Annotated in this window: 20 protein-coding genes and 1 other RNA gene; 8 read left to right on the plus strand and 13 right to left on the minus strand. The window is 72.5% G+C overall.

The window, feature by feature from the left end; all coding sequences use genetic code 11:
• Positions 1–121 precede the first annotated feature (121 nt).
• Positions 122–922 (minus strand): peroxide stress protein YaaA, encoded by an 801-nt coding sequence (gene yaaA, locus ACZ45T_RS21820; RefSeq protein WP_468443711.1) that lies wholly within the window; start codon positions 920–922, stop codon positions 122–124.
• A gap of 102 nt (positions 923–1,024) precedes the next feature.
• On the opposite strand from yaaA, the gene ACZ45T_RS21825 reads away from it, so the two are divergent.
• A complete protein-coding gene (locus ACZ45T_RS21825; protein WP_468443713.1) occupies positions 1,025–2,467 on the plus strand; it encodes an RNB domain-containing ribonuclease in 1,443 nt (480 codons plus the stop codon).
• Positions 2,468–2,473: 6 nt separating this feature from the next.
• Here ACZ45T_RS21825 and ACZ45T_RS21830 read toward each other — a convergent pair whose 3' ends face one another.
• Positions 2,474–3,103, minus strand: coding sequence for a MerR family transcriptional regulator (locus ACZ45T_RS21830; RefSeq protein WP_468443715.1), 630 nt, complete (start codon positions 3,101–3,103; stop codon positions 2,474–2,476).
• Positions 3,104–3,180: 77 nt separating this feature from the next.
• Here ACZ45T_RS21830 and rnpB point away from each other — a divergent pair.
• Positions 3,181–3,582, plus strand: an RNA gene (gene rnpB, locus ACZ45T_RS21835) — RNase P RNA component class A.
• A 107-nt stretch (positions 3,583–3,689) separates the two neighbouring features.
• Complete coding sequence (locus ACZ45T_RS21840) at positions 3,690–4,034, plus strand: hypothetical protein (RefSeq protein WP_468443717.1); 345 nt, start codon at positions 3,690–3,692, stop codon at positions 4,032–4,034.
• A 70-nt stretch (positions 4,035–4,104) separates the two neighbouring features.
• Here ACZ45T_RS21840 and ACZ45T_RS21845 read toward each other — a convergent pair whose 3' ends face one another.
• Genes ACZ45T_RS21845 through ACZ45T_RS21855 form a run of 3 tightly spaced genes read right to left on the minus strand, consistent with a single transcriptional unit; the run spans position 4,105 to position 7,135 of the window.
• Positions 4,105–5,538: a bifunctional RNase H/acid phosphatase gene (locus ACZ45T_RS21845; protein WP_468443719.1), complete on the minus strand. Its 1,434-nt coding sequence runs from the start codon at positions 5,536–5,538 to the stop codon at positions 4,105–4,107.
• On the minus strand, positions 5,538–6,281 hold the full coding sequence (locus ACZ45T_RS21850; RefSeq protein ID WP_468443835.1) for a zinc ribbon domain-containing protein: 744 nt from the start codon (positions 6,279–6,281) through the stop codon (positions 5,538–5,540). The genes ACZ45T_RS21845 and ACZ45T_RS21850 overlap by 1 nt, the downstream gene beginning before the upstream one ends.
• Complete coding sequence (locus ACZ45T_RS21855; protein WP_468443721.1) at positions 6,278–7,135, minus strand: Nif3-like dinuclear metal center hexameric protein; 858 nt, start codon at positions 7,133–7,135, stop codon at positions 6,278–6,280. Before ACZ45T_RS21855 ends, ACZ45T_RS21850 begins: the two co-directional genes overlap by 4 nt.
• Positions 7,136–7,357: 222 nt before the next feature.
• Here ACZ45T_RS21855 and ACZ45T_RS21860 point away from each other — a divergent pair, with 222 nt between their 5' ends.
• The gene (locus tag ACZ45T_RS21860; RefSeq protein WP_468443723.1) at positions 7,358–8,434 is read left to right on the plus strand and encodes a hypothetical protein; all 1,077 of its coding nucleotides are present in this window, start codon (positions 7,358–7,360) and stop codon (positions 8,432–8,434) included.
• Here the strand turns inward: ACZ45T_RS21860 and ACZ45T_RS21865 are convergent.
• From ACZ45T_RS21865 to ACZ45T_RS21875, 3 genes are read right to left on the minus strand one after another with little or no spacing between them, the layout of a single operon-like run.
• Complete coding sequence (locus ACZ45T_RS21865) at positions 8,421–9,362, minus strand: 3-oxoacyl-ACP reductase (RefSeq protein ID WP_468443725.1); 942 nt, start codon at positions 9,360–9,362, stop codon at positions 8,421–8,423. The two genes, ACZ45T_RS21860 and ACZ45T_RS21865, sit on opposite strands and share 14 nt — an antisense overlap.
• Positions 9,363–9,397: 35 nt before the next feature.
• Positions 9,398–10,474 carry a Zn-dependent alcohol dehydrogenase gene (locus ACZ45T_RS21870; RefSeq protein WP_468443727.1) on the minus strand — a complete coding sequence of 359 codons (1,077 nt, stop codon included), beginning with the start codon at positions 10,472–10,474 and terminating at the stop codon, positions 9,398–9,400.
• Positions 10,475–10,499: 25 nt separating this feature from the next.
• The gene (locus ACZ45T_RS21875) at positions 10,500–11,354 is read right to left on the minus strand and encodes a MaoC/PaaZ C-terminal domain-containing protein (protein WP_468443729.1); all 855 of its coding nucleotides are present in this window, start codon (positions 11,352–11,354) and stop codon (positions 10,500–10,502) included.
• 241 nt (positions 11,355–11,595) lie between these two features.
• On the opposite strand from ACZ45T_RS21875, the gene ACZ45T_RS21880 reads away from it, so the two are divergent.
• From ACZ45T_RS21880 to ACZ45T_RS21890, 3 genes are all read left to right on the plus strand, one after another.
• A complete protein-coding gene (locus tag ACZ45T_RS21880; protein ID WP_468443837.1) occupies positions 11,596–11,949 on the plus strand; it encodes a response regulator in 354 nt (117 codons plus the stop codon).
• A 156-nt stretch (positions 11,950–12,105) separates the two neighbouring features.
• Positions 12,106–12,669, plus strand: coding sequence for an RNA polymerase sigma factor (locus tag ACZ45T_RS21885; protein ID WP_468443731.1), 564 nt, complete (start codon positions 12,106–12,108; stop codon positions 12,667–12,669).
• Complete coding sequence (locus tag ACZ45T_RS21890) at positions 12,659–12,922, plus strand: hypothetical protein (RefSeq protein ID WP_468443733.1); 264 nt, start codon at positions 12,659–12,661, stop codon at positions 12,920–12,922. The genes ACZ45T_RS21885 and ACZ45T_RS21890 overlap by 11 nt, the downstream gene beginning before the upstream one ends.
• A 308-nt stretch (positions 12,923–13,230) precedes the next feature.
• On the opposite strand, the gene ACZ45T_RS21895 is transcribed toward ACZ45T_RS21890, so the two are convergent.
• The 5 genes from ACZ45T_RS21895 to ACZ45T_RS21915 form a co-directional block, all read right to left on the minus strand.
• The gene (locus ACZ45T_RS21895; protein WP_468443735.1) at positions 13,231–14,418 is read right to left on the minus strand and encodes a lipid-transfer protein; all 1,188 of its coding nucleotides are present in this window, start codon (positions 14,416–14,418) and stop codon (positions 13,231–13,233) included.
• Positions 14,419–14,430: 12 nt separating this feature from the next.
• Positions 14,431–16,563, minus strand: a complete 2,133-nt coding sequence (locus tag ACZ45T_RS21900) for an acyl-CoA dehydrogenase (RefSeq protein ID WP_468443737.1) — start codon at positions 16,561–16,563, stop codon at positions 14,431–14,433.
• A 175-nt stretch (positions 16,564–16,738) separates the two neighbouring features.
• Positions 16,739–18,013, minus strand: coding sequence for a glycosyltransferase (locus ACZ45T_RS21905; protein ID WP_468443739.1), 1,275 nt, complete (start codon positions 18,011–18,013; stop codon positions 16,739–16,741).
• Complete coding sequence (locus ACZ45T_RS21910) at positions 18,010–18,648, minus strand: tetratricopeptide repeat protein (protein WP_468443741.1); 639 nt, start codon at positions 18,646–18,648, stop codon at positions 18,010–18,012. The genes ACZ45T_RS21905 and ACZ45T_RS21910 overlap by 4 nt, the downstream gene beginning before the upstream one ends.
• Before the next feature lie 194 nt (positions 18,649–18,842).
• Positions 18,843–20,600: a beta strand repeat-containing protein gene (locus tag ACZ45T_RS21915; RefSeq protein ID WP_468443743.1), complete on the minus strand. Its 1,758-nt coding sequence runs from the start codon at positions 20,598–20,600 to the stop codon at positions 18,843–18,845.
• On the opposite strand from ACZ45T_RS21915, the gene ACZ45T_RS21920 reads away from it, so the two are divergent.
• Positions 20,595–21,572, plus strand: coding sequence for a hypothetical protein (locus ACZ45T_RS21920; protein WP_468443745.1), 978 nt, complete (start codon positions 20,595–20,597; stop codon positions 21,570–21,572). The genes ACZ45T_RS21915 and ACZ45T_RS21920 overlap by 6 nt on opposite strands.
• Positions 21,573–21,602 lie beyond the last annotated feature (30 nt).

The following is a 21,602-nucleotide window of genomic DNA, read 5'->3' on the forward strand; positions in this document are numbered from 1 at the left end:
AGGGGCTGGATTTGGCCGGCGCCGCCTGAATTTCAGCCCCGCCGGCGTTTGAGGCGATCTTTCAGCCTCGCCGGCGTTTGAGGCGCGGGGGTCCGGGGGCAGCGCCCCCGGCAACGGCGGGTCAGTGGATCTGGCTGACCACCACGTCGAGGGACCAGGCCTTGGCCGCCTTCGCGGGGGCCTCGGCCTCCACCGTGTAGCCCAGGTCCCGCAGGGCCGTGACCAGCTCGGCCGGCGAACCAGGCGCGGAGCCCGAGCACAGCAGGTCCCGGACCAGCCGACCCTTCGTCGCCTTGTTGAAGTGGCTCACCACCGACCGCTTCTCCACCCCGTCCACCACCTGCGAGTGCAGCACCCGCACGGTCGCGGTCCGCCCCGCCACCTCGCCCTTCGGCTTCCACGCGGCCCCGTACGCCGCCGACCGCAGGTCCAGCACCAGCCCGTCCCCCGCGGCCTCCGGCATGACCTCCGCCATCGGCCCCCGCCAGTACGCGCCGAGCGCCCCCAGCCCCGGGAGCTTCACACCCATCGAGCAGCGGTACGACGGGATCCGGTCGGAGATCCGCACCGCGCCCCACAGCCCCGAGAACACCAGCAGCGAACGCTCGGCGAGCCCCCGCGCGGCCGCGGGCAGGTCGGCCAGACCCAGCGCGTCGTACAGCACGCCCGTGTAGATCTCCCCCGCCGGGCGGGCCCCCGCCGACCGCAGCTCGACGTTCTTCGCGACCTCGCCGCGCAGCCCCTCGCTCAGGCCCAGCACCTCGCGGGCCTTGAGCTCGTCGCCCGCGCACAGCTCGACCAGCTCCTCCAGCACCGCCGCGCGGGCCGGGGCCAGACCGGGCAGGGACAGCGCCTGCGGCTTCAGCGGTGCGCCGGAGCCGCCGGCGGCCTTTCCTTCGGACGGCGGCAGCAGCACGAGCACGGTGGTTCTCCTTCAATACGACACGGCGCAGGGGATGCGGCCCCCGAGCCAGGGTAGACGGCTCGCCGTGCCGTCCGGCCCCACCGCCCATAGGCTCGGTCCATGCCACGCCGTCAGATGCACATGACCGGCGCAGACGGGGCTGCTCTGCGGGCCGCGCTGCGTGAACTGCGGACGAAGCTGGACGTACCGGAGGAGTTCCCGGCCGAGGTGCTCGCCGAGGCCGAGCACGCGGCCGCCCACCCCCGCCTCCCGGACGTGGACTGCACCGACATCCCCTTCTTCACCATCGACCCGCCGACCTCCGTCGACCTCGACCAGGCCATGCACCTGGCGAAGCGGTCCGCCGGCGGCTACCGCGTGCACTACGCCATCGCCGACGTCGCCGCCTTCGTCACCCCCGGCGGCCCGATCGACGCCGAGGCCCACCGCCGCGTCACCACCCTCTACTTCCCCGACGGGAAGGTTCCGCTGCACCCGGCCGTGCTCTCGGAGGGCGCGGCCAGCCTGCTGCCCGACCAGACCGGCCCCGCCCTCGTGTGGCGGCTCGACCTGGACCGCGACGGCCGCGTCGAGACCGCCGACGTCCGCCGGGCCCTCGTCCGCAGCCGGGCCAAGCTCGACTACGACGGCGTCCAGAAGGCCATCGACACCCGCACGGCCGAGGAACCCCTCGCCCTCCTGGAGGACATCGGCCGGCTCCGCGAAGCCCTGGAACGGGAACGCGGCGGCATCTCGCTCAACGTGCCCGAGCAGGAGGTCGTCGCGCACGACGGCACGTACGCCCTGGCCTACCGCGCCCCGCTCCCCGCGGACGGCTGGAACGCGCAGATCTCCCTGATGACCGGCATGGCCGCGGCCGACCTGATGCTGGCCGTCGGACAGGGCATCCTGCGCACCCTGCCCAGCGCACCGGACGGCGCCGTCGGCAGGCTCCGGCGGGCGGCGAAGGCCCTGCGGATCGACTGGCCGCACCACGTCCCGTACGCCGAACTCGTACGCTCCCTCGACCCGCACCGCCCCGCCCACGCGGCCTTCCTCCAGGAGTGCACGGCCCTGCTGCGCGGCGCCGGCTACACCGTCTTCACCGGCGGCCGGAGCCCCGACCCGGCGATCCACTCCGCGGTGGCGGCCCCGTACGCCCACTGCACCGCGCCGCTGCGCCGGCTCGTCGACCGGTACACCGGCGAGCTGTGCGTGGCGGCGACGGCCGGGGCCGAGCCCCCGGAGTGGGCGGTGGCGGCCCTGGGCGTGCTCCCCGAGCAGATGGCGGACGGCACCCGGCTGGCGAACACGGCGGAGCGGGAGTCCGTGGACCTGGTCGAGGCCGCCGTGATGAAGGACCGCGTCGGCGAGACCTTCGAGGCCACCGTCATCGACGTCAGGGACCGGGAGCCGCTGGTCGGCACCGTCCACCTGGAGGACCCCGCGGTGGTCGGCCGCGTCGAGTCCACCTCCGAGGAGCTCCCGCTGGGAGACCGCATCCGGGTCCGGCTGACGGAGGCGAACCCGGGCACGGCGAAGGTCCTCTTCGCCCCGGCCTGACGGGCCCTACGCGGGCTGCCGCAAGGCGGTGACGAGCGCGCGCGGGTCGTCGGCGTGGAAGCGGATGGTCCGCGCCCGCCCCCTGGAGCCCAGCGGGCGGGTGAAGGGGAGGGGGCGGGTCAGCTCCAGGGTCACCGAGGTCTGGCTGCCCACGATCAGGTCGAGCACCCCGTCCTCGGACAGCGTGACCAGCCGGCCCTCCGGGTAGCGGCGGTCCACCCGCGCCGAGGCCACCGCGTCCGGCGGGACGGTCAGGTCGAAGAGGGCGCCGTAGCGGATCGCGAGGGCGGGCGAGACGGGCTCGGTCTCCCCCGGCGGCGCGGCCAGCAGGACGGCGAGCCGCCGCCGGCGCTCGGCCAGCTCGGCCTCCTGGCGGGCCAGGTCGGCGTCGAGCTCTTCGAGTACGTCGGCCAGCTCGCGCCCGGCGTCGTCCGCGAGGACGTCGCGCACCTCGTCGAGGGCGAGCCCGAGCTCGATGAGCCGGCGTACACGGGCCAGCAGGACGGCGTCGCGGACGCCGTAGGCCCGGTACCCGTTGGGGCGCCGCTCCGGTTCCGGGAGCAGCCCGACATGGTGGTAGTGCCGGATCGCCCGGGTGGTGACCCCGACGAGCGCGGCGATCTCTCCGATCCGCATGCCCCCAGTAGAAACCTTGCCGCTGCGTCAAGGTCAAGCGGCGACGGCACAGCCGGTAACATGGTCGCCACGGCAGACGAGTCGGCCGGGCGGCCGCGTCGGGATCCTCGGATCCCGCCGAGGAACGTCCGGGCTCCACAGGGCAGGGTGGTGGGTAACGCCCACCCGGGGTGACCCGCGGGACAGTGCCACAGAAAACAGACCGCCGGGGACTTCGGTCCTCGGTAAGGGTGAAACGGTGGTGTAAGAGACCACCAGCGCCTGGGGTGACTCAGGCGGCTAGGTAAACCCCACCTGGAGCAAGGTCAAGAGGATCCGTCTTCGGACGGGTCTGCGCGAACGCTTGAGGGCTGCCCGCCCGAGTTCGCGGGTAGACCGCACGAGGCCGGTGGCAACGCCGGTCCTAGATGGATGGCCGTCTCCCCGGCGACCGCGAGGTCACCGGGCGACAGAACCCGGCGTACAGGCCGGCTCGTCTGCCCCTTCCACTCCGTTCGGGGTGCCGCGCTTGCGGGCGTGCTGCCCGATCTCGGCGGCTGGAGCAATCGCCCCTCGGAGGGGCGCGTCATGGGGCACCCTCACCCGTATGACCGATCACCCGGCCCACGCGGCCACCGCCGCCGCGCTCATACGCGAACTCGCCGAAGCGACCAAAGACCCCCACGACGCCTACGGAAGCCCAGCCGAAATCGCTTCCGTGGCCGAGAGCCTGCGCGACCTCGCCCAGCACCTCGAAGACGCCCTGCAGCACATGGAGCGGCATATCGCCCGGCAGGAGGACGGCTGGGCCACCACGGACGGAGAGCGGCCCCGCCGGTACACGCGGCCGGCGGGCAGCCAGATCCTCTCCGCCCGGGCCGAGGCCCACACCATGGCCCGCGTTCTGGGCCAGGCCGTGGAAGCCCTCATTCACCTCAAGCCCGCACCCTGACGCCGACCCGGTGAGCGATGCCGCCCCCGCCGCCGGACTGCCGGTGGCGGGGGCCTTGTCGCGTGAGCGGCTACCGCAGGTGGGACGTGTCGTTCAGCAGCCGGACCGAGGCGTTGCCGTCGGCGTAGTAGGCCACCGCCGACAGGGAGGCCGCCGAGAGTTCCATGCGGAACAGCGCTTCCGGCGGTGCGCCCAGGGCGAGCCGGACCAGGATCTTGACCGGGGTCACGTGCGTGACCAGCAGGACCGTGCGGCCCGCGTGCGCGGCCAGCAGCCGGTCGCGGGTGGCGGAGATCCGGCGGGTGGCGGCCATGAAGCTCTCGCCGCCGCCCGTGGGGGCCGCCTTCGGGGAGTCCAGCCAGGCCTGGAGGTCGTCCGGGAAGCGTTCCTGCACTTCGGCGAAGGTCAGGCCCTCCCAGGCGCCGAAGTCCACCTCGCGCAGGCCGTCTTCGACGGTCACGTCGAGGCCGAGCCGGTCGGCGACCGCCTGCGCGGTCTCGCGGCAGCGGCGCAGCGGGGAGCTGATCACCGTCTGCACGGTGCCGCGGGCGGCCAACGCCTCGGCCACGGCAGCGGCCTGGCGCCTCCCGGCGGGGGACAGCTCGGGGTCGGAACCCCCGCTGCCGGAGAAGCGCTTCTGGGGGGTGAGTGCGGTCTCGCCGTGCCGCAGCAGCACGAAGGTGGCGGGCGCCCCCATGTCGGGCCCCCACCCTGTCCCGCCGGCCGCCGCGGTACCGGTGGCGGCGGTCGAGCCCGCGGTGGTCGCCGTACCCGTGCCGGACGCGTCGGCCGTCGGGGTCGCCGGCACGGCGGAGTCCAGGCAGGGCTCGATCACCGGGGCGCCCGCCGGGCCGTCTTCCGCTGCGGGCGCGGCGGACCAGCCCGGCAGGGCCTCCGCGTCCGCGAACAGCGTGTCGGCGACGGCCGGTTCACCGGAGGCCGCCGCCGCGCGGGTGCGCGCACCCCTGCCGGAGGCAAGGGCGGCGCGCGCCGCAGCCGCGCCCGCCGCGGCGTCGCCCGGCGGGCCCGACGGGGTCAACGGAGTCGACGGGGTGGCGAAGACGGCCGTGGAGGCCGACGGCTGCCACTGCCTGCCCTGCCGGCCGGCGTCCATCGCCTCGTTGGCGAGACGGTCGGCGTGCTTGTTCTTCTCCCGCGGGATCCACTCGTACGTCACCTGCGAGGAGGGCAGGATCCGCGCCGCTTCCGCCGCCAGCGGCTTCATGTCCGGGTGCTTGATCTTCCAGCGGCCCGACATCTGCTCGACGACGAGCTTCGAGTCCATCCGGACCAGGATCCGCGCTTCCGGCGCCAGTTCGCGCGCCGCCTTGAGCCCGGCGATCAGGCCCTTGTACTCCGCCACGTTGTTCGTCGCGACGCCGATGTACTCCGCGCGCTCGGCCAGCGTCTCGCCCGTCGCCGGGTCGAGGACCACCGCGCCGTAGCCGGCGGGCCCCGGGTTGCCCCGGGACCCGCCGTCCGCCTCCACGACAAACCGCGGCATCAGATGCCCGAGTCGGCCGTACGAACCAGGATGCGGCCGCAGTTCTCGTGACGTACGACCTGCTCGCGGGCTGCGGCCTTGATCTCGTTGACCTCGGCCATGTCGAGCTCCAGCCGGCAGCCCTCGCAGCGGCGCTGGTACAGGCGCGCGGCGCCGACCCCGCCCTGCTTGGCGCGGATCTTCTCGTACAGGGCCATCAGGTCCGTCGGCATGGACGCGACGATGACCTCGCGGTCCTTGGCGATCTTGGCGGCCTCGGCGTCGATCTCGCCGGTGGCGGCGTCACGGCGCGCGGTGGCGTCCGTCAGCTTGGCCTCCAGCGCGGCGACGCGGTCGGTGATCTCGGTGACCCGCTCCTGCGCGGCCTCCAGGCGCTCCATGACCTCCAGGACGACGTCCTCCAGGTCGGCCTGCCGCTTGGCGAGGGAGACGACCTCGCTCTGCAGGTTCGCCAGGTCCCGGGCCGAGACGCCCGCACCGGAGTCCAGTCGCGCCTGGTCGCGGGCAGCGCGCTGGCGCACCTGGTCGACGTCCTGCTCCGCCTTGGTCTGCTCGCGGGCCGCGTCGCTCGCCTGCGTCTGGGCGGCGACGAGCAGGTCGCGCTGCTGGGTGAGGTCCTTGGTCAGGGAGTCGACCTCGGCGTGCTCCGGCAGCGACTTGCGCTTGTGGGCGAGCTGAGACAGCCGGACGTCCAGGGCCTGGACGTCGAGAAGTCGGATCTGGTCGGCGGGCTCGGCGTTCAGTTGGGGGCTCCAGAGATAGAAGGGGGTGTCACGGACGGCGCGTGCGCCGTCCACGGGTCGGTGACCGTGCGCGAGACGTGGGTACGCAGACCCCAGCCGTGGCGCTCGGAGATGGCGTCGAGCTGCGCGGCGGCCTGCTCGCACCAAGGCCACTCGGTGGCCCAGTGGGCGGCGTCGACGAGGGCGAGCGGGCTCTGCTCGCGGGCCTCGGACACCGGGTGGTGGCGCAGGTCGGCGGTCAGGAAGGCGTCCACGCCCGCGGCCCGGACCTGCTCGAAGAGGCTGTCGCCGGAGCCGCCGCTGACGGCGACGGTACGGATGAGCGCGTCCGGGTCGCCCGCCACGCGGATGCCCTGCGCCGTCTGCGGCAGCCGGGCGGCGGCGCGGGCGGCGAAGGCGCGCAGGGTCTCGGGGCGGTCGAGTTCGCAGATGCGGCCGAGGCCGCGGCGGCCCTCCGGGTCGCTGGCGTCGGGCACCAGCGGGCCGGTGATGCGCAGGTCCAGGGCGCCGGCGAGGGCGTCGGAGACTCCGGGGTCGGCGGTGTCGGCGTTGGTGTGGGCGACGTGCAGCGCGATGTCGTTCTTGATCAGCGTGTGCACGACGCGGCCCTTGAAGGTGCCGGCCTCGACGGTGGTGGTGCCGCGCAGGTAGAGGGGGTGGTGGGTGACGATCAGGTCGGCGCCCAGTTTCAGGGCCTCGTCGGCGATCTCCTGGACGGGGTCCACCGCGAACAGGACCCGGGTGACCTCGGCGTCGGGGTCGCCGCAGACGGTGCCGACGGCGTCCCACTGCTCGGCCCGCGAGGGGGGCCAGAGAGCGTCCAGCGCGGCGATGACTTCAGAGAGACGGGGCACAGGCCAAGGCTACCGTCCGCGGCGACCGCCCCGCCCGGCCGATTGGGCGGTTAGGCACACCTAACAACGGTCCACCCCAAACGCCCCGAAATGACGCAGCACAATCGCCCCGTCCACCACAGGGGAATCGCCGTACGGACACCCATATGTATGAAGCCGGGTTGCTGGTGTTGTTCGGCAGGAAGTCCGAAAACTACCTTCCTCGCCGGAGGTGACGGCCGGATGACTGTCTGTGCCATCGACATGACGACCACGGTCCCGTTCACGATCGCCGCGGACGGGTCGTACGCCGCCCGGCTCGCCGGACAGGGCGAGGCCCGCTACGCGGAGCGGTGGACCCTGGCCGGGCCCGAGCCGTACGCGGTTCCGCTGCCGCTCGGACAGCCCGAGGAGGCGGACAGCGAGGTGCTGCCGCTGACCGACGGGCGGGTGCTGATCCACCGGCGGGTCGCGGACCGGCACGCCTTCGCGCTGCTGTACCCGACGGGCGGCGCCGCCGACGGGCCGCGCACCGGGGAGCTCCCGCTGGGCGCGGTCGACGCGGAGGAGAGCGTACGGGTCCGCCTGCTCCCGCCGTCCCCGGACGGGGCCGCGGCCTTCGCCCTGGCCACGGCGGACACCGTGACCACGGTCTGGCAGGTGGCCGGGGGCTCCTTCGGGCCGCAGCCGGTCGCCCGGATCCCGGGGCGGTGCTCCGGCGGCGTCTGGCTGGACCGGGCGGGCCGGCTGCTGGCCCTGGACCGTGAGCTGGAGGGCATCGTCAAGGCGGTCGCCGTGGACCTGGGGCGCGGCGGCGAGGTGTCCCCGCTGCTCCAGATCGCCGAGGGCAGCGACGACCGGCTGCTGCTGGCCGACCCGGACAGCGGGCTGCTGCTGATCCGCTCGGACGCGCCGGGCGAACCGCGGCTCGGCTGGGGGGTGCTGGGCAGCTCGCTGCCGGTCCGCTTCCCGGAGTGCCTGCGGCCGGCGGACGCGACCCCCTTCGCGGTGCAGCCGGGCCAGGCGCTGATGCCGGAGACCTGCGGGGTGGCGCTGCGGACGGCCGATGGCGGGATCGCGCTGTGGCGCCCCGCCGACCGGCACGTCTTCCGGCTGGGCGCCCCGGCGGGCTGGCTCGGTACGGGCCTGTGGAGTCCGCAGGGCCGCCTGCACCTCCCGTACGCGACCGGGCAAGTGCCCTGCGGGATCGTCGGGTTGACCCAGCCGGTCGCCCCTCCCCCGCCGGTACGGCTGGAGCCGCATCCGGCTCCGGCCGCCCGGCCCGTACCGCTGCAGCAGGCTCCGCTCAGCCGTGCTTGAGGCCCAGGACCTCCGTCGCGGCGAAGGTCTCGTTCGCCGGGCGGGAGTCGTAGTGCGGGGTGAGGACCTCGTCGAGCTCCTCGTAGGAGAAGGCTTCCTTGCCGGTGTCGAACTTGGCCGCCACCTTCGGGCGTTCCATGACGACCACGATGCCGCCGTGCACGACGAACAGCTGGCCGTTGGCCTTCGCGGCGGCGGGTGAGGCCAGGTAGCCGACGAGCGGGGAGACGTGCTCGGGGGCGAGGGCGTCCAGCTTGCCCTCCTCCGGGACCTGGAAGCCCGCGAAGACGTCCTCGGTCATCCGGGTGCGGGCGCGCGGGCAGATGGCGTTGGCCGTCACCCCGTACTTGCCGAGGGCCAGGGCGGTCGAGGTGGTCAGTCCCACGATGCCGCCCTTGGCCGCCGCGTAGTTGGGCTGGCCGGCCGAGCCGCCGAGGAAGGCCTCGGAGGAGGTGTTGACGATCCGGCCGTAGACCGGGCCGCCCGCCGCCTTCGACCGCTCGCGCCAGTGCACCGACGCGAAGTGCGTGGTGTTGAAGTGACCCTTGAGGTGGACCCGGATCACCGAGTCCCACTCCGCCTCCGACATCGAGAAGACCATCCGGTCGCGCAGGATGCCCGCATTGTTGACCAGGATGTCGAGCTTCCCGAAGCTGCTCACCGCCAGCTCGATCAGCTCGCGCGCCTGCTCGAAGTCGGCCACGTCGCCCAGGTGCGCCACCGCCCGGCCGCCCGCGGCGCGGATCTCCGCGGCCACCTCCTCGGCCGGGGCGGCCGAGGCCTCCCCGGAGCCGTCGCGCCCGGGCTGGCCGAAGTCGTTGACGACCACGCTCGCGCCGAGCCGCGCGAGCTCGATCGCCTCGGCCCGGCCGAGCCCGCGGCCCGCGCCCGTGACGATGGCGGAGAGTCCCTCAAGTGGCAGTGACATCCGTACGGTTCCCCTCACAACTGGTCGGCGGAGCGTCAGAGTTCGATGCAGGTGCGCAGGGCCACGCCCGTGCGCATCTGGTCGAGTGCGTCGTTGATCTCGGTGAGCTGCACCCGGTGGGTGATCAGGTTCTCCAGGTCGATCCGGCCGGCCCGCCACAGCGCGATGGTGCGCTCGTACGAGCGGAGCACGTCGCCGCCCCCGTACATCGACGGCAGGATCTTCTTCTCGTCGAAGAACAGCGAGAACATGTTGATCTGGTAGTTGTCGTCGAGGGCGCCCGCGCCGACGATGACCACGCTGCCGCCGCGCCGGGTCATCTCGTACGCCTTGTGCGCGGTCGCGGACTTGCCGACGACCTCGAAGACGTAGTCGAAACCCTCGCCTGCCGTGATGCGGTTCTTGGCGTCGGCGAACTCCTCCGGGGAGACCGCCTCGGTGGCGCCGAACCGCAGCGCCGCCTCCCGTCGCGAGGCGACCGGGTCCACGGCGACGATCTGAGCCGCGCCCTGGACCTTGGCGCCCTGGATGACGGATATGCCGACGCCGCCGCAGCCGATGACGGCGACCGAGGAACCGGCCTCCACCTTGGCGGTGTTGATGGCCGCGCCGAGCCCGGTGGTGACGCCGCAGCCGATCAGCGCCGCGATGTCGAAGGGCAGGTCGTCGGGGATCGGGATGGCGCAGGGGGCCGGGACGACCATCTCCTCGGAGAAGGTGCCGGTGCCGGCGAAGCCGAAGATGTCGGTGGCCGCCCGCTTGAAGTTGGGGGTGGCGACGTTCCCGAAGGCCTCCAGGCACAGGTGGCCCTGGCCGCGCTTGCAGGAGGGGCAGTGCCCGCACGGCGGCAGCCAGCAGACGAGGACGCGGTCGCCGATCTTGTGGCTGGTGACCCCGTCGCCGACGTCCACGATCACGCCGGAGCCCTCGTGCCCGGGGATGAAGGGGGCGGGCTGGGGCAGTACGCCGCTCATCGCGGAGAGGTCCGAGTGGCACAGGCCGGTGGCCTTGATCCGGATCCTGACCTTGCCGGGGCCGAAGCCCACGGCCTCCATGTCGTCGACGACTTCGAGCTTGTCCTGGCCGATCTCGCTCTGCAGTGCTGCGCGCACGGTGCGGCTCCTTCTACAGGGTGGATTACGCGTGTTCGACGACGGTGTCGGCGAGGACCGGCGCGTCGTCCCGTTCGACGGCGGTCACCGACACCAGGACGCGGCCGGGCTCCTGCCACATCCGGATGCGCAGCGTCTCGCCGGGGAAGACGATCCCGGCGAAGCGCGTGCGGTAGGCGCGGACCCGGGACACGTCCCCGCCCAGGGCCGTGTCGACGACGGCCTTGAGGGTCATCCCGTACGAGCACAGGCCGTGCAGGATGGGCCGGTCGAAGCCGGCCATCTTGGCGAACTCGGGGTCGGCGTGCAGGGGGTTCCAGTCGCCGGAGAGGCGGTAGAGGAGCGCCTGCTCGTCGCGGATGCGCCGCTCCTCGGTACGGTCGGGCGCGCGCTCGGGCTGCTCGGACGTGACGGAGGGTCCGCGCTCGCCACCGAACCCGCCCTCGCCCCGTACGAAGATCTGCGCGTCGCTGGTCCACAGCGGCCCGTCCGCGTCCGCGACCTCGGAGCGCAGCACGATGACGGCCGCCTTGCCCTTGTCGTAGACGGCGGCGACCTTGGAGCTGGAGGTGGCCCGCCCCTTGACCGGGATGGGCCGGTGCAGCTCGATGGAGTGGCCGCCGTGCAGGACCATGGCGAGGTTGACGTCGATGCCCGGTGCGGACAGGCCGCCCAGCATGGCCATGCCGGCGCCGGCGACGGTCGCGAAGCTGGGCAGCACGTGCAGCTTGGATTCGAGGGTGTAGCGCAGCTCGTCGGGGTCGGTCGCCGGCAGGCCGGCGCCGAGGCCGAGGTGGTAGAGCTGGATGTCCTTGTGGTCCCAGCCGATGTCCCCCTGGCGGGGTTCTGCGGCGAGGGCCTTGGCGGCATCGATCGGCATGAGGATGCTGCTCCCTGTTCTGGGCTCGTGCTCCGGGCTGTGAGCTCTTGCTCGTTCTTGGAAGACCTCGGTGCGGCCGTCCGCACCGTCGGCCGCACCGAGGTCGTATGCGGGGCGGCCGGTTCTAGAACGCGTTCTAGGTCCGGCCGGTGAGGGAATGTATAACGCACGCCCCGGCACTTGGGAAGACGCACGGAAAGACTCCTGACTTCACGTCAGATATGCTGCGCCGGTGACCGAAATGCCCGTTGACCACCGTCAGGCCCGTGCGCTACGGGTCCTGCTGGATCCGCAGAACCCGGCCCTGGCGCTCCAGCTCGGCCTCCAGCCGGACATCGAGGTCGTGCGCGACCTGACGGCCCGGCCTGTGGTGGCGCTGGTGGAGGAGGTCGCGGCCGTGGCCGCCCTGCTGGAGGACGACTCGGAATGCCGGGTGCTGGTCCTGACCGGGTCCGCGCACCCGGGCCTGGCCGACGCCGCCCTCGACGCGGGTGCGGCGGGCCTGATCCTGCGGGACGGCCCGATCGAGGACCTGGCGGACGCGATCCGCCGCGCCTCGATGGGCGAAACGGTGATCGACCCCAGCCTGAGGTGAATCCTTTCCCGCCGCCCCCGCCTCTTATACGTGTTCCGGCAATAACGTCGGGACATGACCTGGAGGTTCTCGTGACCGCTCTCATCGCCGGTGCCGCCGCCGTCGTAATGCTCTGCACCTGTACGTTCCTCGTCCTGCGCAAGCGGGGTCGGTCCCGTGGCTGACGCGGCCTGGCCCGGTGAGTCGCTGGTCGTCGCCGCACAGGGCGGCGACCTCGACTCGATCACCGCGCTGGTGTCCGGATCGCACCCGCACGTACGCCGGTTCGCGCACGCGCTGTGCGCCTCGCCCGAGGACGCCGAGGACGCGGCGCAGGAAGCGCTGATCATCCTGTACCGCAAGATCGGAATGCTGAGGGCCTCCGGCGCACTGGCCTCGTGGATGTTCCGCATCGTCCGCAACGAGTGCCTGCGGCGGGCGCGGCTGATGCCGCGGGAACGCGCGCCGCTGCCGGACACCGCCGCGATGTCGGCCGAGGACGAGGTGGTGCTGCGCCTGGAGGCGGCCCGGGTGGCGAAGGCGGTCTCCGCGCTGCCCGAGGACCAGCGGAACGTGCTGATCATGCGGGACATCCAGGGCTACAGCGGACGCCTGACCGCCGACGCGCTCGGTCTCAGCTCGGCCGCGATGAAGTCCCGCCTGCACAGGGCCCGCGCGGCGGTCCAGCACACCTTGCGCACCACACCCGACTCCACGCTCGGAGCGACCGATGAAAACTGACGGCCCCAACTTCGCGAGCGCGTCCGTGCCCCGCCACCTGGTGCGCGGCGCGGTCGGATTCGGCGCACTGATCGGCGCCTTCGCCCTCCTCCCGACGGTGGGCCCGGCCAGCCTCCTGCTCGCCCCGATCGGCGTGCTCGCCCTGCGCGGCTGCCCGATGTGCTGGACGATCGGCCTGGTCCAAACCCTCTCCCGGGGCCGCCTCCGCCGCGAGTGCGTGGACGGCCGGTGCGAGCTCGTAGCGGGGCCCTAGCCCCCACTCCGCTGCGCGGAGCCCCGGGCTCCGCCCGGACCCGCGCCTCAAACGCCGGCGGGGCTGAAATTGCCGCTGCGCGGCAATCCAGCCCGCCGGGGCAGCACCTTCGAGCGCAGCTCAGCCAAAAATCCAGCCCCGCCGGCACAATCCAGCCTCGCCGGCGTTTGAGGCGCAGGGTCCGGGGCGGAGCCCCGATCTTGCAGCTCCGCCACACCCTCCAGCCCCGCCGCACCTCCAGCCTCGCCGGCGTTTGAGGCGCGGGGTCTGGGGCGGCGCCCCAGCACACCCACACCGGCCCGCGCCGGCTACCTCCGCAGCAGCGTCACCACCGCCGCACCCCCCAGCCCGATGTTGTGCGCCAGCCCGACACGCGCACCGGAGACCTGCCGAGGCCCGGCCTCACCCCTCAGCTGCCAGACAAGCTCCGCGGCTTGCGCCAGCCCCGTCGCCCCGAGCGGATGCCCCTTCGAGATCAGTCCCCCGGACGGGTTGACCACCCACCGCCCCCCGTACGTGGTCGCGCCCGACTCCACCAGCTTCCCGGCGGCGCCCTCCCCGCACATGCCCAGCGCCTCGTACGTCAGCAGCTCGTTGATCGAGAAGCAGTCGTGCAGCTCGATGACGTCGACGTCCTCGATCCCGAGCCCCGACGCCTCGTAGACCTTCCGCCCCGCCGCCGCCGTCATCGGCTTGCCGACCACGTCGATGCACGAGCCCGACGCGAAGGACTCCTCCGTGTCCGTCGTCATCGACTGGGCGACGATCTCCACCGCCTTGTCGTGCAGCCCGTGCCGCACCACGAACCGCTCGGAGACGACCAGCGCCGCCGCCGCCCCGTCCGACGTCGGCGAGCACTGGAGCTTCGTCAGCGGGGCGTGGATCTCCTTCGCCGCCAGGATCTCCGCCCCCGAGTACACGTCCTGGAACTGCGCGTTCGGGTTGTTCGCCGAGTGCCGGTGGTTCTTCTCGCCCACCGCCGCCAGCTGCGCGGCCGTGGTCCCGTACCGCTCCATGTGCTCCCGCGCCGCGTTCCCGAAGATCTGCGCGGTCGGCGGGGACATCTCGAAGCCGTGCCCCGCCGCCATGATCCCGTAGTGCCGCGCGACCGGCGACGTCTTGAAGTCCCCTCCATCAGCGCCGCCCCCCAGCGCCCCCCGTTTCATCTTCTCGAAGCCCAGCGCCAGCACGCAGTCGCTCAGTCCGCCCTGCACGAACTGCCGCGCCATCATCAGCGCCGTCGAGCCCGTCGCGCAGTTGTTGTTGACGTTGTAGACCGGCACCCCGCTCAGCCCCAGCTCGTACGCCGCCCGCTGACCGGCCGTGGACGCCTGGAAGCAGTACCCCACCGGCACCTGCTCCACCAGCCCGTAGTCCACCCCCGCATCGGCGAGCGCCGCGGTCCCGGCCTCCTTCGCCATGTCCCAGTACTGCCAGTCCCTCGACTCCGGCTTCTCGAACTTCGTCATGCCGACGCCCACGATGTACGACTTCATGCCCGACAACTCCTAGTCCCTGGGAAGGCCGAGAATCCGCTCGGCGACGACATTGAGCTGGACCTGCGTGGTGCCCCCGGCGATGGTCAGGCAGCGGGACATGAGCATCCCGTGCACCGCCCGCTCCCCCACCCCCTCCCGTACCGCGCCCACCGGCCCCAGCAGTTCGAGCGCGAGCTCGGCGGTCCGCTGCTGGTGCGGGGTCTGGACGAGTTTGCGTACGGAGGCGCCCGCGCCCGGCTCCAGCCCCGACACCTGCTGGAGGGTGGTGCGCAGCCCGATGCAGGCCAGCGCGTGCGCCTCGGCGGCCAGCGCGCCGATCCGCGCCCTGTACGTGCCGTCCAGGTCTGCGGAGCACGCGAGGAGCGCCTCCAGCCCCGTGTCGAAGCTCATCTGGTCGGCCATGTGGACGCGTTCGTTGCCGAGGGTGTTGCGCGCGACCTTCCACCCGCCGTCGGCGGCCCCGACCAGCGCGTCCGCGGGAAGGACCACGTCGTCGAAGTAGACCTCGTTGAAGAGGGCCTCGCCGGTGATCTCCTTCAGCGGCCGGACGTCGATGCCGGGGGTGTTCTTCATGTCGACGACGAAGTAGCCGAGCCCCTTGTGCTTGGGCGCGTCCGGGTCGGTGCGGGCCAGCAGGATCCCGAAGTCGGCGCTGTGCGCGGAACTCGTCCACACCTTCTGTCCGTTGACCTTCCAGGAGCCGTCCTCGGCCCGTTCCGCCCTCGTCCGCAGGGAGGCGAGGTCGGAGCCCGCGCCCGGCTCGGAGAAGAGCTGGCACCACGTGATGTCCCCGCGCAGGGTCGGCAGTACGTAGGCCTCCCGCTGCGCCTGCGTGCCGTAGGCGATCAGTGAGGGCACGACCCAGGTGGCGATCCCGAGGTCGGCGACCTTGATCCCGGCCGCGCGCAGTTCCTGCTGGACGACGAGCTGTTCCACGGGCCCGGCGCCGAGCCCGTAGGGCGGCGGGAGGTAGGGGGCGGTGTAGCCGGTGGGGGCCAGGATCCGCCGGGCGGCGGCCGGGTCCAGCCCGCGCGCGTCCTCGATGGCGGTACGGGCCTTCGCCCGGTACGTCTCGGCCCGCGCCGGGAGTTCCAGGCGCAGCTCGCGCCGCGCGCCGCCCGCGGCGCTCCGCACGGCCCGCAGGCGGTGTCCGTCGCCGGGCCCGAGGAGCTGGCGGGCGACGATCGCCCGGCGCAGGTAGATGTGGGCGTCGTGCTCCCAGGTGAAGCCGATCCCGCCGAGCAGCTGGATGCAGTCCTTGGCGCAGGAGCACGCGGCGTCCAGCGCGGTCCCGGCGGCGAGGGCCGCGACGAGCGAGCGCACCTCCGCCGGCTCGTCCATGGCCTGCGCGGCGTCCCAGGCGAGTGCCCGGGCCTGCTCCAGCCGGACCAGCATGTCGGCGCACAGGTGCTTGACGCCCTGGAACTGCCCGATGGGCCGGCCGAACTGCTCGCGCACCTTGGCGTACTCGGCGGCCGTGTGCAGGGCCCAGGCGGCGGTGCCGCAGGCGTCGGCGGCGAACAGCGTGCAGGCCAGGTCGCGGACCAGGGCCGCGTCCACCTCCAGCAGCCGGTCGGGGGTGGTGACGACCCCGCGCGCCCGTACTTCGGCGGTGGGGCGGGTCGGGTCGGCGCTCTCGTGCGTACGGATGTCCAGCGCGGCCGCGTCCACGGCGAACCAGCGGGTGCCGTGCGCGGCCTCGGCGGCGAGCAGGACGAGGTCGGCCTCGCCGGCGCCGAGCACGGGTGGTGCGAGGCCGTCGAGCAGGTACCCGCCGCCCTCGACGGCGACGGCGCTCAGGGTCCCCGGGCCGAGCGCGACGGCGCCGACCCGGCCCCCGAGCGGCTCGGCGCCGGCCCGGTCCAGCAGTACGGAGGCCAGCGCGCTCGGCAGGTACGCCCCGGGCAGCGCGGCCCGGGCGGCCTCCTCGACGACGACGGCGAGGTCGAGCAGGGTCCCGCCGTCGAGGTGCGGGGCCAGCAGCCCTTGCGCGGTCATGGCGTCCCAGTAGACGGGCCGGGCCCCGGTCTGCGGTGGGGTGTCGAGGAGCTTGCGCACCTCCTCGGGCGGCACGGCCCGCGCCACCCAGCCGCGCACCGCCTCGGCCAACTCCCGTTGTTCCTGCGTGATTCCGATGCCCATGCGCGGCAGACTAGAACACGTTCCAATCTGACGGAAGGTCAGATGAAGGTGTTCTTCGACCGCTCGGCAGGGCACAGCAGGATCCCGTCACCGGTGCGGCATGGCCGCCGGCGGCTTGGGCAGGCATGGGCGGATTGCAGAGTCACCCTGCCCATCGTGAGCCTCGGTCAGGGCGTCACACCAGCAGGGGACCTCCGCACCGTTCGGCGCCGTCCTTCATCGCAATCAAATTGGCCTGTACGTAGGAGATGTGGTTTCTGGAGTGCCAGTCAGTCGGGTAGTAGGTGACCAACCGTGAACTCTGGAACCGGGCCCGGATCTCCGGAACGAAGGCGCGGTATTGGTTGTCGGTGTAGTACCAGAACGAGTTCTCGTTGTAGTAGGCGACATGCGTCGGGTCCTGGTAGGCACCCCGGCCGTCGGAGCTGGGAGTCTGGCTGAGGAGCATGCCTCCTGGTGCCAGTAGGCGGTACAGCTCGTTGATCAGGGGAATCTTCGCGGGCACATGCTCCAGGAAGTCCACCGCCCGGAGCAGGCCGACCGAGTTGTCAGGAAGGTCCAACGGCTCGGGCAGCGTCGCAACGATGTCGACGCCGTCCCTCGAGTATTGGTCCACTCCCAGGTAGCCGGGCGGCTTGCGGTGGGCAGCACCAAGGTCCAACGCGAGCAACCCGCGCCGCTTGGTCCAGGCGAGCGCGGCGACCTCGATGTATTTGTCGTACAGGGCGACCGTCTCGCGCTGGATGTGCGCGTTGATCTCGGTGTCGCGCTGGGTGTTGTCGGGGTGCATCCGCTGGAGGTACAAGCAGCGAGGGATCCGGTGGAAGTCACCGACCTGGAAGAGACGACACATCAAGTCCTGGTCGTCCAGCACCGTGCGCGTGGCGTCGTACCCGCCGACCTGCTCATAGCTGTTCTTGCGGAACGCCCGCACATGGTTGGGGGCGTACCAGATGTACGACACGTTGTGCGGCGTCGGCGCCATGGCGATGGCCTGCAATAGCCGGCGACCGTCTACATCCACCTCCTCGTACTGCCAGCCGTGCGCCTCGTTGAACCGCGTGTCGTCCCGGCTTCCGTCCTCGGCGATCTGAGCGGTATGGCTGTAGGCGAAGACGATGTCGGGATTCTCGTCGAAGGCTTTCGCCAGTTCCGCCAGGCAGTCCGTTGCCAGCAGGTCGTCGTGGTCGAGCTCGACGAGGATCTCTCCGCGTGCCAATTCACAGGCACGGCGCTTGGCGGCTCCGACCCCCCGGATGTCGTCCGCGACCTCTAGCCGGACACGGTCGTCGGGGTATTCCGGCCTCCATCGCGCGCCGTTGTTGAGAAGGACGATCCACTCCCAATCGGAGCGGGTCTGCGCCTGCAGGGTCGCAAGGCATTCGTCCAGGAAACGCGGTCGGTGGCTGGGGGTGAATACGGAGAACCTCGGGCTCGGGGAAGAATTCATCTCTTGGTACCTGCCTGAGTGGCTGTCGGTGCTGCGCTCACGGAATCCCGGAACTGTTCCGGGACGAGCTGTTGGAGCGACGGGTCGGCGCGGACGGCGAGGCCGAAGGCGTCCTCGGCCTCCCCGTCACGGCCCGTCTTCGCCAGGGCCTGTCCGAGGTGCAGATAGGCCGTGGCAGCCTTGGGGTCGGCGCCCACGATGCGGTGCAGGATCGCGATCGCCTGATCGGTGTCGCTCGACTCGATCAGGATCGCCTTGTTGTAAAGGGCCGATTCGAAATTCGGATCGATCTTGAGGGCGTTGTCGTAAGCCGCGCGCGCGTCGGCTGTCCTGTTGTCGTGCTGGTCGATGACGCCGAGGTTGTACCAGGCGAATTTGTTGGCGGGGTTCAGGTCCAGGACCTGTCGGAAGCTACGCGCCGCCCCAGAAAAATCCTGGTTCTCGCCCTGCTTGATGCCTGCTTGGAGCAGTCCCTCCGCCCTCGCGACAAGCTTGGCCGCAGGTGCTTCGGGCCCGGAACCAGTCGAAGACGTGATCTTGGGGTCCCCTGTGAGCAGTTGGACCCAACCGGTGGCCACATTGGCGACCACGGCTGCTGCGGCGAGTCCGGTCCACAGTACGATCCGCTTTCTCACGGGGGTTTACCTCGCCGATCCGGTGACACGACTGGGCCGGGCGGCAGGGGCCAGCGCCGTTGGCTGTGCGGACGATGCTCCCGGGGGCCGTCGCCCGGTGCGGCCGTGAGCGCCGGCCTGCCGAGCATGGGGCGTCACCGCGCGGGGGTTCACGGCGCGGGGGTTCACGGTGCCGGGGTTCACGGTGCCGGGGTTCACGGTGCGCATACCGCGTAGACGGTGACCGTGCCCACGCCGTTGGAGACGGCCTGCCAGCCAGTAGCCGGGGAACCCCCGATTGGACGGCTGCTGAGCATCTGGAGGTTGAGGACCGACGTGGTCTGGTAGCCGCCGCCGACGGCGAATGTACCGGCGGGGCACAAGACAGTGGCTTGGGTTGTGGCGCTGTTGGTGACGACCGTGCTCTGCGACCCGGGGCTCGCGCCCTGGAACCCCTGGTTGCCCTGGAAGCCCTGGTTGCCCTGGTTGCCCTGCGTGCCTTGGGCCCCGGTGGTGCCCTGGTTGCCCTGCGTCCCCTGGAAGCCCTGCGTGCCCTGCGCACCCGCGGTGCCCTGGTTGCCCTGCGCCCCGGCGGTGCCCTGATTGCCCTGGTTGCCCTGGAAGCCCTGCGTGCCCTGCGCGCCCACGTCGCCCTGGTTGCCCTGAGCGCCAGCGGTGCCCTGATTGCCCTGCGCACCCGCAGTGCCCTGATTGCCCTGCGTGCCCTGGAACCCCTGCGTGCCCTGCGCACCCACGTCGCCCTGGTTGCCCTGAGCGCCAGCGGTGCCCTGGTTACCCTGCGTGCCCTGGAAACCCTGCGTGCCCTGAGCGCCCGCGTCGCCCTGGTTGCCCTGTGCCCCTGCGGTGCCCTGATTGCCCTGCGTCCCCTGGAAACCCTGCGTGCCCTGAGCGCCCACGTCGCCCTGGTTGCCCTGTGCCCCGGCGGTGCCCTGGTTGCCCTGGTTGCCCTGGAAGCCCTGCGTCCCCTGCGCGCCCGCGTCACCCTGGTTGCCCTGTGCCCCGGCGGTGCCCTGGTTGCCCTGGTTGCCCTGGAACCCCTGCGTCCCCTGCGCGCCCGCGTCACCCTGGTTGCCCTGAGCGCCCGCGGTGCCCTGGTTACCCTGGTTGCCCTGGAACCCCTGCGAGCCCTGCGCACCCGCGTCACCCTGGTTGCCTTGGAACCCCTGTGTGCCCTGCGCGCCCGCGTCACCCTGGTTGCCCTGAGCGCCCGCGTCGCCCTGGTTGCCCTGAGCGCCCGTGGTGCCCTGGTTGCCCTGGAACCCCTGCGTCCCCTGCGCACCCGCGTCGCCCTGAGCGCCAGCGGTGCCCTGGTTGCCCTGGTTGCCCTGGAACCCCTGCGTGCCCTGGGCACCCGCGTCACCCTGGTTGCCCTGAGCCCCCGCGGTGCCCTGGTTACCCTGGTTGCCTTGGAACCCCTGTGTGCCCTGCGCGCCCGCGTCACCCTGGTTGCCCTGAGCGCCAGCGGTGCCCTGGTTGCCCTGGAACCCCTGCGTCCCCTGCGCACCCGCGTCACCCTGGCTGCCCTGAACCCCCGCGGTGCCCTGGGTGCCCTGAGTGCCCTGGTTGCCGGCGGAGCCCTGGTTGCCTTGCGCTCCCGCGTCGCCCTGACTGCCCTGGGCTCCAGTACCGCCTTGATTGCCTTGCGGCCCGGAGCTGCCCTGGCTGCCCTGCGTGCCGGCGTCGCCCTGGCTGCCTTGGCTTCCCTGGTTGCCGATGTCGCCCTGGCTGCCCTGAGCTCCGGCGGTGCCTTGGCTTCCCTGGCTACCCTGGCTGCCCGAATCGCCCTGGCTGCCCTGGGCTCCGGCGTCGCCTTGGCTGCCCTGGTTGCCCTGCGGGCCGATACCGCCCTGACTGCCCTGCGTACCGATGTCGCCCTGGCTGCCCTGGACTCCGGCGCCGCCCTGGAACCCCTGGCCGCCCTGGAACCCCTGGCTGCCCTGGCTCCCTTGCACACCGGTTTCGCCCTGGGTGCCCTGGCTGCCCTGGAACCCCTGGCTGCCGGGGCTGCCTTGGCTGCCCTGCGGCCCAGCTCCGGAACCACCCGGGCTGCCCTGCGCGCCCTGCGAGCCCTGCGGGCCGATACCGCCCTGACTGCCCTGGACTCCAGGACCGCCCTGGACACCGGGACCGCCCTGGAACCCCTGACCGCCCTGGGTCCCCGGCGTGCCGGCGTCGCCCTGGGACCCCTGACTTCCCTGGCTGCCCAGACCCCCCTGACTGCCCTGCGCGCCGCTACCGCCCTCGCTGCCTTGGCTGCCCTGGGCTCCGGTACCGCCCTGGCTGCCCTGCGCCCCGGTGCCGCCCTGACTGCCCTGGCTGCCGGGGCCGCCTTCGGTGCCCTGACTTCCCTGCGCTCCGACACCGCCCTGGCTGCCCTGGACACCGGGGCCGCCCTCGAACCCCTGGCTTCCCTGCGTTCCCGCGTCGCCCTGGCTTCCCTGCGCTCCTACATCGCCCTGGCTGCCCTGCGCTCCTGGACCGCCCTGACTGCCCTGGACACCGGGACTGCCCTCGCTGCCCTGGCTTCCCTGCGTTCCCGCGTCGCCCTGGCTTCCCTGCACGCCGGCGCCGCCTTGGCTTCCCTGCGTACCGATATCGCCCTGGTTGCCTTGGCTTCCCTGCGGGCCCATACCGCCCTGACTGCCCTGCGTACCGATATCGCCCTGGCTCCCCTGGACTCCGGCGCCGCCCTGGAACCCCTGGCTTCCCTGAAATCCCTGACCGCCCTCGGCCCCTTGTGCGCCGGTGCCGCCCTGGAATCCCTGGCTGCCTTGGCTGCCCTGGAACCCCTGGCTGCCGGGGCTGCCTTGGCTGCCCTGTGGCCCAGCTCCGGAACCACCCGGGCTGCCCTGCGCGCCCTGCGAGCCCTGCGGGCCGATACCGCCCTGACTGCCCTGGACACCGGGACCGCCCTGGATGCCTGAAGGACCCTGGACGCCGGGACCGCCCTGGGT

This window comes from Streptomyces sp. NPDC030995, from assembly GCF_055571215.1.

Excerpts from the sequence above, each read along its gene's own strand:
- ACZ45T_RS21845 (WP_468443719.1), bottom strand. The coding sequence starts at position 5,538 with ATGCCGCGGTTTGTCGTGGAGGCGGACGGCGGGTCCCGGGGCAACCCG.
- ACZ45T_RS21830 (WP_468443715.1), bottom strand. The coding sequence starts at position 3,103 with ATGCGGATCGGAGAGATCGCCGCGCTCGTCGGGGTCACCACCCGGGCG.
- ACZ45T_RS21840 (WP_468443717.1), top strand. The coding sequence starts at position 3,690 with ATGACCGATCACCCGGCCCACGCGGCCACCGCCGCCGCGCTCATACGC.
- ACZ45T_RS21905 (WP_468443739.1), bottom strand. The coding sequence starts at position 18,013 with ATGAATTCTTCCCCGAGCCCGAGGTTCTCCGTATTCACCCCCAGCCAC.
- ACZ45T_RS21875 (WP_468443729.1), bottom strand. The coding sequence starts at position 11,354 with ATGCCGATCGATGCCGCCAAGGCCCTCGCCGCAGAACCCCGCCAGGGG.
- ACZ45T_RS21860 (WP_468443723.1), top strand. The coding sequence starts at position 7,358 with ATGACTGTCTGTGCCATCGACATGACGACCACGGTCCCGTTCACGATC.
- ACZ45T_RS21865 (WP_468443725.1), bottom strand. The coding sequence starts at position 9,362 with ATGTCACTGCCACTTGAGGGACTCTCCGCCATCGTCACGGGCGCGGGC.
- ACZ45T_RS21895 (WP_468443735.1), bottom strand. The coding sequence starts at position 14,418 with ATGAAGTCGTACATCGTGGGCGTCGGCATGACGAAGTTCGAGAAGCCG.
- ACZ45T_RS21825 (WP_468443713.1), top strand. The coding sequence starts at position 1,025 with ATGCCACGCCGTCAGATGCACATGACCGGCGCAGACGGGGCTGCTCTG.
- ACZ45T_RS21900 (WP_468443737.1), bottom strand. The coding sequence starts at position 16,563 with ATGGGCATCGGAATCACGCAGGAACAACGGGAGTTGGCCGAGGCGGTG.
- ACZ45T_RS21890 (WP_468443733.1), top strand. The coding sequence starts at position 12,659 with ATGAAAACTGACGGCCCCAACTTCGCGAGCGCGTCCGTGCCCCGCCAC.
- ACZ45T_RS21880 (WP_468443837.1), top strand. The coding sequence starts at position 11,596 with ATGCCCGTTGACCACCGTCAGGCCCGTGCGCTACGGGTCCTGCTGGAT.